A 9,204-nucleotide genomic window follows, 5' to 3' on the forward strand; every position below is an offset into this window, starting at 1 on the left:
TTCGCACACTTGTGCGATTGCCGGTTATGGTTGATAACTGGAGAGGTCACAGGTCAGGGGAGGGCCACAGGAGATTTGGAGGTGTGGGGCGGTGGATTTACTCACTTGCATGTCGCCTCCGGCTACTCGGCCCGCTATGGCGCATCCCTTCCCGGCGCCCTCGTCCAGCGCGCCGCCGAGCGCGGGATGACGACCCTGGCGCTGACTGACCGGGACACTGTCGCGGGCACCGTCCGCTTCGCCAAGGCCAGTGCGGCCGCCGGGATCCGCCCCATCTTCGGCGTCGACGTGGCCGTCGCCCCACTGACCGCACCTGACCCCGCGGTCGGCCGTTCCCGGACACCGGCACGCGGCGGGGCGCACGTGCTCGAACCACCGCTGCGGATCACGCTGCTCGCGCAGAATCTCTCGGGGTGGAGGCGCCTGTCCCGCCTGGTGTCCGCGGCCCACACTGATGCCGGGGACGGGCCCCCGGTCGTGTCGTGGCCGACACTGCGCACATACGCGGATGAGGACCTCGTCGTGATGCTCGGTCCGTCTGCTGAGCCGATGCGGGCACTGTCCGCCGGCCGCCCCGACATCACGGAGCAGCTGCTGGCGCCGTGGCGCGACCTCGCGGGTGATCGGCTGCGCCTGGAGGCCGCGCATCTGGGGCTGGACGGCACGGGGGCGGGCTCGCTGCGGCTGGCGGCACGCACCGTGGGCTTGGGCGACCAGCTCGGTCTCCGAACGGTTCTGTCCAGCGCGGTCCGCTACGCCAACCCCGTTCAGCACCGGCTGGCCGACGTCCTCGACGCCGCCCGACTCCTTCGACCCATCGACCGCCGGCACCTGGACAGCGGCGAGCGCTGGCTGAAAGGCCCGATGGAGATGGCGGCGGCCGCCGAGCGGATCGCCCGCGCCGTCGGCGCCGACCGCTCCCGAGCCACCCGCCTGCTGGCCGAGACCGAGGCCACCGGCCAGTCCTGCACGCTCACCCCGACAGACCTGGGGATGGGACGTCCGCACTTTCCCGAGCCGTCCGTAGTGGGAGCCGGATCGGAGGCAGGCTCCGCGATGCGGTTGCTACGCCAACGCTGCGAGACCGGGATGGTCGCCCGCGACCTGGACCGCGAGATGCCCGCCGTCCGGCAGCTCGACTATGAACTGGACGTGATCGGACGGCTCGGATTCGAGGGTTACTTCCTCGCCGTGGCGCAGGTGGTCGCGGACACCCGTGCGCTGGGAATCCGGGTGGCCGCCCGCGGTTCCGGCGCCGGCTCCATGGTCAACCACTCGCTCTTCGTCGCCACGGCCAATCCCCTGGAGCACCGGCTCCTGTTCGAACGCTTCCTCAGCGAGCGGAGGACGTCGCTGCCTGACATCGACCTGGACGTGGAGTCGGAGCGCCGGCTGGAGGTGTACGACGCGATCATCGAACGGTTCGGGAAGGAGCGGACCGCGGTCACCGGCATGCCCGAGACCTACCGGGCCCGGCACGCCCTCCGCGACACCGGCCTCGCTTTGGGGATTCCGCCACAAGTAATCGGTGAGGTGGCCAAGTGCTTCCCGCACATCCGGGCCCGCGACATCCGAGGCGCCCTCGCAGAGCTGCCGGAGCTCCGCGAACTCGCCGGTCGAGCCGACCAGTTCGGGCCGTTGTGGGAACTCGCCGAGGGCCTGGACGCCCTCCCGCGCGGGTACGCCATGCACCCCTGTGGGGTGATCATCTCCAATGTGTCGCTGCTGGACCGCGTTCCGGTGCAGCCGACCCCCGGCGGCTACGCGATGCTCCAGGCTGACAAAGAAGATGTTGAAGATCTCGGGCTACTCAAGCTCGACGTGCTGGGCGTGCGGATGCAGAGCTCGATGGCCCACGCGGTCGCCGAGATCCACCGGGCCACCGGCCGGGCCCTGGACCTGGACAACCCCGATCACGTCGACCTCGACGACCCGATCGCGTTCAAGCTCATCCAGGCGTCCGACACCGTCGGCCTCTTCCAGCTCGAATCCCCCGGCCAACAGGACCTGGTCGGCAGACTTCAGCCCCGCCACATGCAGGACGTCGTCGCGGACATCAGCCTGTTCCGGCCCGGTCCCGTGAAGGGTGGCATGCCGGCTTTGTTCATCGCTGCCCGGCACGGCGCGACCCCGCGCTACCCGCACCCCGACCTGGAGCCCGTACTCAACGACACGTACGGCGTGGTCATCTGGCATGAACAGATCATCGCCATCCTCGCGAGGATGACAGGCTGCGACCGCGCTGCCGGCGATGTCGCACGCCGCGCGCTGGCCGACCCGGACCGGCTACCGAAGGTCGAGGCCTGGTTTCGCCGCACGGCCAGCGAACGCGGCTACGCCAAGGACGTGCTCGACGAAGTGTGGGAGATTATCTCCCAGTTCGGGGCGTACGGCTTCTGCCGCGCGCACGCGGTCGCCTTCGCCGTCCCGGCCCTGCAGTCCGCCTACCTGAAGGCTCACTACCCGGCGTTCCTGTATGCCGGGCTCCTCGAGCACGATCCGGGCATGTGGCCGATGCGCGTCGTCGTCTCCGACGCCCGCCGTCACGGTGTGCCTGTGCTGCCCGTCGACGTCAACGCCTCCGGCGCCCAGCACCGCGTCGAGAAGACGGAGCAGGGTTGGGGGGTGCGACTCGCGTTCTCCACGGTGAAAGGCATCAGCGAAGCGGAGATCGCACGGCTGGTCGCCGGGCAGCCCTACGCCGGTCTGCAGGATCTGTGGCAGCGGGCCCGGCCGTCCCTGCCGCTCGCGCAGCGCCTGATCCGCATCGGTGCGCTCGGCCCGCTCGCGGGCGCCCTGACGCGGCGGGATCTGCTGCTGCAGGCGACCGAGCTGCACCGCCAGTCCCGCAATCGCAGTGCGGGCGAGGGGCAGTTGCCGCTGGGCGGGGAGCTGGTGACGGCGGAGCCGAGCGGTCTGCCGGAGATGACCGGCCGGGACAAGCTCAGCGCGGAGCTGGAGACCCTGTCGATCGACGTCACCCACCACTTGATGGACCACCACCACCGGCTGCTGCGCGAACTCGGAGCAACCGACGCCGCCCATCTGAAGGGGATGGTGCCTGGTCAGACGGTTCTCGTTGCCGGTGTACGGGCCTCGACGCAGACTCCTCCGATCCCGAGTGGGAAGAGGGTGATCTTTGTGACGCTTGAGGACGGCTCGGGTCTCGTGGACATCGCGTTTTTCGAGGACTCGCACGAGGCGTGCGCCCACACGGTTTTCCACAGCGGGCTCTTGCTGGTGCGGGGGACGGTCGAGGCGCGTGGGCCGCGGCGCACGGTGGTCGGGCAGATGGTGTGGGACCTGGACGAGGTGGCGGCTGCCCGCCGGGACCACGGCCCGCAGGCCGCCCTGGATCTCCTCGGCCGCCCCTCCCCCGCCCCGACACCCGCCCAGCCGGCCGTGCCGCAGCGCACCCTCGCGGATGGCACAGCAGGAGCCAAGCTCCACCCCTACGCCGATCTTCAGCCAGCCGGGACCCGTTCGGCTGACCTGCGCCGGCTCGGTCACCGCAGTCAAGGAAGTGCCGGGTGAACGCCATGACCAGCAGTCGCAGTATTCTTCACCTGCGCTTCGACTTGCCGCCGGGCGCCGACGTCGAACTGCCCGAGCAGTTGCGCCGCCTGTTGGAGACCATCACCCCACGGGTGCAGATGACCGAGCCGGACAGTGCCGTCCTCGATCTGACCGGCGCGCTCCCCTACTTCCAGCGCGACGCCCGGGGGCTGACCGAACTCATCCAGCTGCGGATCCTCGCCCACTTCGGTGTCCGGAGCGCCGCGGGCGCGGCACCGACCCGAACCCGACAGGTTCCCGAATTCCTGCAGTCCTGGGATAGCGAACCCGACCGTCCATGGCGGCTGAGAGGGCGACTGACCGTCCGGTTGAGGAGTCCGTGGCAGGTACCACTTGCTCCCGGGGAAGGAGGGAGACGGTGAAAGCGCCGGTGTTCTTCCACGTCCGACTTCGGAGAGGCGGCAGACTCGCCGAACTCACCGAGGTGATCGAACGGTTCACCCCGGTCGTCCAGCCCTTGGCCCCGTCGGCTGTAGTGGCTCAACTCGCCGGTTCTCTCCGCCTGTTCGGCGTCGGGCCTGTCGACTTGGCACAGCGCCTGCGCCTTCAGTCCGCTGCCTTGTACGGGCTGGAGACCGTTGTAGGTATCGGCTCGTCCTGGACGGTCGCGGCCATGGCGTCTTCTCGTACGCAGTCCGGCGGCGTCCTCGAAGTGACACCGTCCGAGACCGCGAGGTTCCTCGGTCCGTTGCCTGTCGGGGAGTTGTACGGGATTCGACGGACTCAGGCAGACGATCTTCACCGCCTGGGCGTTGAAACGATCGGGCACCTGGCTGATCTGCCGGGAGAGACTGTCGTGCGCATTCTGGGGTGGGCGGGCCGTGGGCTGCAGGAACGCGCTCGCGGGATCGACCGGCGAGTCGTTGTGCCGGGCCGGGCAGCGCAGACGCTCAGTGTTCGGGCCGACTTCGCGAGGGACGTGCTGGACGGGTGGGAGGTGCGTGCTGCGGCACTGCGGTTGACCACGGAGCTCGCGGCCCGGCTGCGGTCGCGCGGGCAGGCTGCGCGATCGATCACGGTTGTCGTGTCGATGGCCGACCGGCGGGATCTGTCGAAGACCCGGGCGCTGACGGCCGTCTCGGCGCATACGGACGATCTGCGCCTGGCTGTGTACGGCGTGCTGAATGGGTTCGGCCTGCAACGCGCGCGGCTGCGGCGGATCGGCCTGGTGGCCGATGCCGTTGACGCTGCGCAGGCTCATACGCAGCTGACGCTGGACCGCGCCCGCGAGGCGCGTCTGCGCGTCGAGCCGGTCATGGACGCTCTGAACGCGCGTTTCGGGCCGGGCACGGTGGCGCCCGCCGCCGCTTTCACCGGACAGCTTTGACCTCGCACCCGGGAATCCTCTCCGGCCGTCAGAAACTCGACCGGCGCCCCGGACCTCCGCGGTCGGGGGAGAGAGAAGCGATTGTGTGTCAAATGCTGCTATTGGGCGAGGTGGCGTTGCAGGTCGATGTGCCGGAACTGATAGACCGCCCCTGCCTGCCGGAGTACGCCGCGGTGTTCGTGTGCGTCGTGCAGAAACGCCATGAGATGCCGTGGGATCTTGCCGCGCACCACAAGGTATGCACAGGCGATGACGAAGAAACCCCATGGTGTTTCGTCCAGCCCGGCCACGAGCCCGACCCCGAGCCCGCCCGCGAGCCCGAACACGAGCCCACCCGCGAGCCCGAACACGAGCCCAGCCGCGAGCCCGGCCGCGAGCCCGACCACGAACGCGAACGTGAGCGTGAACGTGAGGAAGGTACGCCGATCCAAAGCAAGCAGTCTGACTGGCCCAGAGCTGGCGGTCAGGTCCAGAGCATCGGCCGCCACGAGCCCGCCTATGAATCCGCCCGCGAGCCCGGCCGCGAGCCCACCCACAAGCCCACCCACAAGCCCGGCCGCGAGCCCACCCACAAGCCCACCCACAAGCCCGAGCACGAGCCCGGTCGCTTTGACAGGTCCGGATCGTGATAAGCGCAGCCGGACACCCGGCGTGCCAGCATCCGCGAGCCCGGCCAGGAGCCCGAACGCGCGCCCGGCCGCGAGCCCGGCCACGAGCCCGGCCACGAGCCCGAGCACGAGCCCGACCACGAGCCCGCCCACGAGCCCGACCGCGAGCCCGAGCACGAGCCCAGCCGCGAGCCCGCCCCCGAGCCCGAACACGAGCCCGACCAGGAGGCGAAGGGTGTGTCGCGGGATGGCTTTGGGGAGTTCCCACCAGGCGATGTCGGGGCTGCCTGCGCGCTGGTTCTGCTGGAACTGTGCGAGGAAGACGAAGGTGTGGTGGGCCTGTTCTGCTGTCCATCGGGGTGGGTTGGGCTGGTGGGGGGTGTAGGCGGCGGGAATGAAGGCCCGGAAGAGATGGGTATTGATGGCGCCACGGTCGAGGTAAGCGGCGGAGTCACAAAGTTCGTCCGGGTGCGGGACCGGTGGGGGCACGGAAGGTATGTCAGGGCGGGGGTTGTAGATGGTGCGGGCCAGGAACAGGCCGAGAGGGGTGGCGAGGGCTTGTCCGACGGGGCTGGCGGTGCCCAGGTGGGCGATCACCGTGTTCCAACGGTGGGCTGCGGGGGTGTGCGGGCCGCCGGCGTCGCGGCACAGGTAGTCCGCGGCGTCCTCGGCCTTGAGGGGCAGGAGTTGGATGGCGGCGGCACCGTTGAGGCGGACGGTGGTGCCCGGCCGGGTCAGGGCCGTGCGGTAGGGGTCGGTGCGGCTGGTCAGGACCAGGGGCTGCCGGGCAGGCAGGGCGCGGTTGAGCATGTCGAGTGCGGTGGCGTGCAGGGCGGGCGGCAGTTCGTCGAAGCCGTCGAGCAAGGGCAGGATAAGGCCCGCGTTCAGCAGGTACAGGGCCAGATCACTGGGCCCGCGGTCGGTGGTGTCCGTGAGGGTGACCGGGAGCGGAGCCGCCGTGGCCAGGCCTGGGTGGGTGCGGCGCAGTTGGCCGGCCATCCATGTCTTCAGCGGCTGGTGCGGGTCCCAGGAAGCCAGGGAGAACAGCACGGGCACCGGGTCTCCGGCGGCGCGGCGCGCGATGAGGTCCTGGAGCAGCCGGATGAGGAGCACGCTCTTGCCGGCGCCGGGTTCGCCCAAGATCACTAGGCGCCGCGTGGGCACCCTCTCGGACAACACCTGTCCGATCTCCGCATTCCGGCCCGCCAGTCCGGCGCCGTCCGTCGGCCACAGGGCGGGGTCGCCCGGGGGGCCGCCGGGCCAGGCGCGGGCCAGGTTGGTCAACAGCGACCAGTCCTCGGCCAGGTCGTCACCGGCTGCTTCCCAGGCGACCGGCAGCGGGTAGGGGTCGTTGACCCGGCGCACGGCCGCCTCGTTGTCCCACTGTGTCCTGACAGCCACCGCCAACTGCTCTAGGACTTTGTCCTCGTCCACGGGGTCAGCTTCGCTGCGATCGGCATGGAAGGCCGCCCAGGCAAGGTAGCCCGGCGCCAGGGTGGGAAGCACTGCCGCCGTGGTTTGGGCCACTCCGAGACCAAAGTGCCGGGCCAGAAGGAGCGCTGCGATCATCCCGGCCACCGTCAGCAGCAGGTACACCCAGCCCACATACCGTGGCCCCCGGCCGCGCCCCCCGCGTCTCATAACAGGACATCATTGCCTAACTCCTGCCCGAGAAGAGACCGTTTGGCGATCCGGGCCATTCACAGGTACTGACCGAGGTCGCCCGGTCGGCACCGCACACACCCCGCGCACCACAAAGCACTCAACATGGCTTTCTGGGTGGCCTTCGACAGTTGAATAGGCGAGCTCACCAGTATCAACCCCCGGCTCCCGCCCCGCAGCGGCCGCAAGTCGCTGCGGGTGCCAGGCCCAGGCTCGGCGTGATCACTTGAGGAGAGGATCGCCATCTCGATCGAAGCGCTGTTGATGCGGGCGGGTGGTCATCCCGGGAGGGGATCAGGGTGTGTGCCCGCGGGGTGGGCAGCTCGGAGGTATTTCATGGCCGTGACCGGGGACAGCCCGAAGAGCCGGATGAGATGCACCCCCGTCGAGGTGCAGCCGCTGCGGCCGGCTCCTAGGCTGGAGTCCCTGGGGGGCCGCCCTGGAGGTTAGCCGTGCCCAGAACCATATGGAGCGGAGCCATCTCGTTTGGCCTGGTCACAGTGCCTATTCATGTGGTGTCCGCCCGGGAAGATCACTCGATCCATTTCCATCAGGTGCACCTGGAGGACATGGGCCGGGTGCGAAACCGGAAGATCTGCGAGCTGGAAGATCGCGAGGTCTCGTCCGCGGAGATCGGCAAGGGCTACCAGTGGGGCAAGGACACGATCATCCCGGTCCTCGACGAGGAGCTGCGGGAGATGCCGCTGCCCACAGCGAAGGCCATCGAGATCGAAGCTTTCGTGCCGCTGGACAGCATTGACCCGATCCAGATCGGCGACGGCTACTACCTCGAGCCCGACGGTCAGGTCGCGGCCAAGCCCTACACGCTCCTGAGGCAGGCCCTGGAGCGGTCATCGAAGGTGGCCGTCGCGAAGTACGCCTGGTCAGGGCGCGAGAGGCTGGGCCTGCTCCGAGTCCGCGACAACGTGATCGTCCTGCACGCGATGCGGTGGTCCGATGAGATCCGCGACCCGACCGAGCTGAAACCGGAAGATGTGGAGCTCACCGAGGAGGAGATCGCCGAGGCGGAGCATCTCATCGACCGGCTGACCCGCGACGACCTGGAAGGCGACGATTTCACCGACCGGTACACGGAAGCGGTGGAGCAGCTCATCGATGCGAAGCGAGAGGGCCTCGAACCGCCCACAGCCGAGGAGCCCGAGACGCCGGGGCAGGTCGTCGACCTGATGGCCGCGCTCAAGGAGTCTGTGGCGAAGGCCAAGGCTTCCCGGGGCGAGGACGCCACTGTCCACGACATGCCGAAGAAGACCGCAACTAAGAAGCCAGCGAAGAAGCAACCTGCCAAAGCGAAGAAGACGGCCACGAAGAAGACGGCCAAGAAGGCGCCGGCCCGGAAACGGCACAGCGCCTGAGGCCGGATTCGGGACAGGAAGGGTTCAGGCAAGGTGGAGCTGGCCGAGCGGCCGCTCCTGGTCAGCCTGCGCCTCAAGAAGGGTGGCGATCTCCGCCGTCCTTGCGAAGACGGGGCCCGCCCAGCCTTCCGGGACCGCCACGGGTGCGAGGTGTACCTCGGTGCCGTGCTTGTGCGCGGCGTCGAAGAGGGCCTGCAGCACCTGCAAGCCCGCTAGGTTCTGTCTCTTTGGTCAGCGTCGAGTCCAGATGAGGATGCCTGCGAGGTGGAGTGCGGCTTGGTAGGCGATGGCGAGTTTGTCGGTTCGTGTGGCCAGGCCTCGCCACTGCTTGAGGCGGTTGATGCAGCGTTCGACGGTGTTTCGTTGCTTGTAGGTCTCGGTGTCGAAGGCGGGCGGCCGGCCGCCTCGACGGCCTCGCCGCAGGCGGTGGCCCACCTGGTCGGACGGTTGAGGGATGACCGCGCGGATTCCCCGACGCCGCAGATGCACCCGGATGGCACGGGAGGAGTAGGCCCGGTCCGCCAGCACGGCCGAGGGCCGTGTCCGGGGCCTGCCCGGGCCGCTTCTCGGCACACGGATGCGGGCCATCACCGTCTCGAAGGCCGGTGCGTCGCCGGCCTGGCCCGCGGTGACGGCGAATGCCAGTGGCCGGGCTCGA

General features: G+C 69.4%; 7 protein-coding genes and 1 pseudogene. 5 read left to right on the top strand and 3 right to left on the bottom strand.

Annotated features, from left to right (window positions below):
* Positions 1-105 precede the first annotated feature (105 nt).
* The 4 genes from dnaE to ABZX90_RS38550 all read left to right on the top strand — a co-directional run bounded on the left by dnaE (position 106) and on the right by ABZX90_RS38550 (position 5,532).
* The gene (gene dnaE, locus ABZX90_RS38535; protein ID WP_355212948.1) at positions 106-3,534 is read left to right on the top strand and encodes a DNA polymerase III subunit alpha; all 3,429 of its coding nucleotides are present in this window, start codon (positions 106-108) and stop codon (positions 3,532-3,534) included.
* A 5-nt stretch (positions 3,535-3,539) separates the two neighbouring features.
* A complete protein-coding gene (locus ABZX90_RS38540) occupies positions 3,540-3,938 on the top strand; it encodes a hypothetical protein (RefSeq protein ID WP_355212950.1) in 399 nt (132 codons plus the stop codon).
* Complete coding sequence (locus tag ABZX90_RS38545; protein WP_355212951.1) at positions 3,935-4,903, top strand: hypothetical protein; 969 nt, start codon at positions 3,935-3,937, stop codon at positions 4,901-4,903. Before ABZX90_RS38540 ends, ABZX90_RS38545 begins: the two co-directional genes overlap by 4 nt.
* 206 nt (positions 4,904-5,109) lie before the next feature.
* A complete protein-coding gene (locus ABZX90_RS38550; RefSeq protein WP_355212959.1) occupies positions 5,110-5,532 on the top strand; it encodes a PT domain-containing protein in 423 nt (140 codons plus the stop codon).
* Between the two features lie 633 nt (positions 5,533-6,165).
* On the opposite strand, the pseudogene ABZX90_RS38555 reads toward ABZX90_RS38550, so the two are convergent.
* Positions 6,166-7,152 (bottom strand): annotated as a pseudogene (locus ABZX90_RS38555) (NACHT domain-containing protein); the annotation flags it as partial.
* Between the two features lie 473 nt (positions 7,153-7,625).
* On the opposite strand from ABZX90_RS38555, the gene ABZX90_RS38560 reads away from it, so the two are divergent.
* Positions 7,626-8,546, top strand: coding sequence for a Ku protein (locus ABZX90_RS38560; RefSeq protein WP_355212953.1), 921 nt, complete (start codon positions 7,626-7,628; stop codon positions 8,544-8,546).
* Between the two features lie 24 nt (positions 8,547-8,570).
* Here the strand turns inward: ABZX90_RS38560 and ABZX90_RS38565 are convergent, their stop codons facing one another.
* Both ABZX90_RS38565 and ABZX90_RS38570 read right to left on the bottom strand, forming a co-directional pair.
* Positions 8,571-8,753: a hypothetical protein gene (locus tag ABZX90_RS38565; RefSeq protein ID WP_355212955.1), complete on the bottom strand. Its 183-nt coding sequence runs from the start codon at positions 8,751-8,753 to the stop codon at positions 8,571-8,573.
* Positions 8,754-8,777: 24 nt separating this feature from the next.
* On the bottom strand, positions 8,778-9,204 hold a 427-nt coding region (locus ABZX90_RS38570), incomplete at its 5' end, for an IS5 family transposase (RefSeq protein WP_355212957.1).

The organism is Streptomyces sp. NPDC002935 (genome assembly GCF_040611295.1).
Taxonomy (GTDB): domain Bacteria; phylum Actinomycetota; class Actinomycetes; order Streptomycetales; family Streptomycetaceae; genus Streptomyces.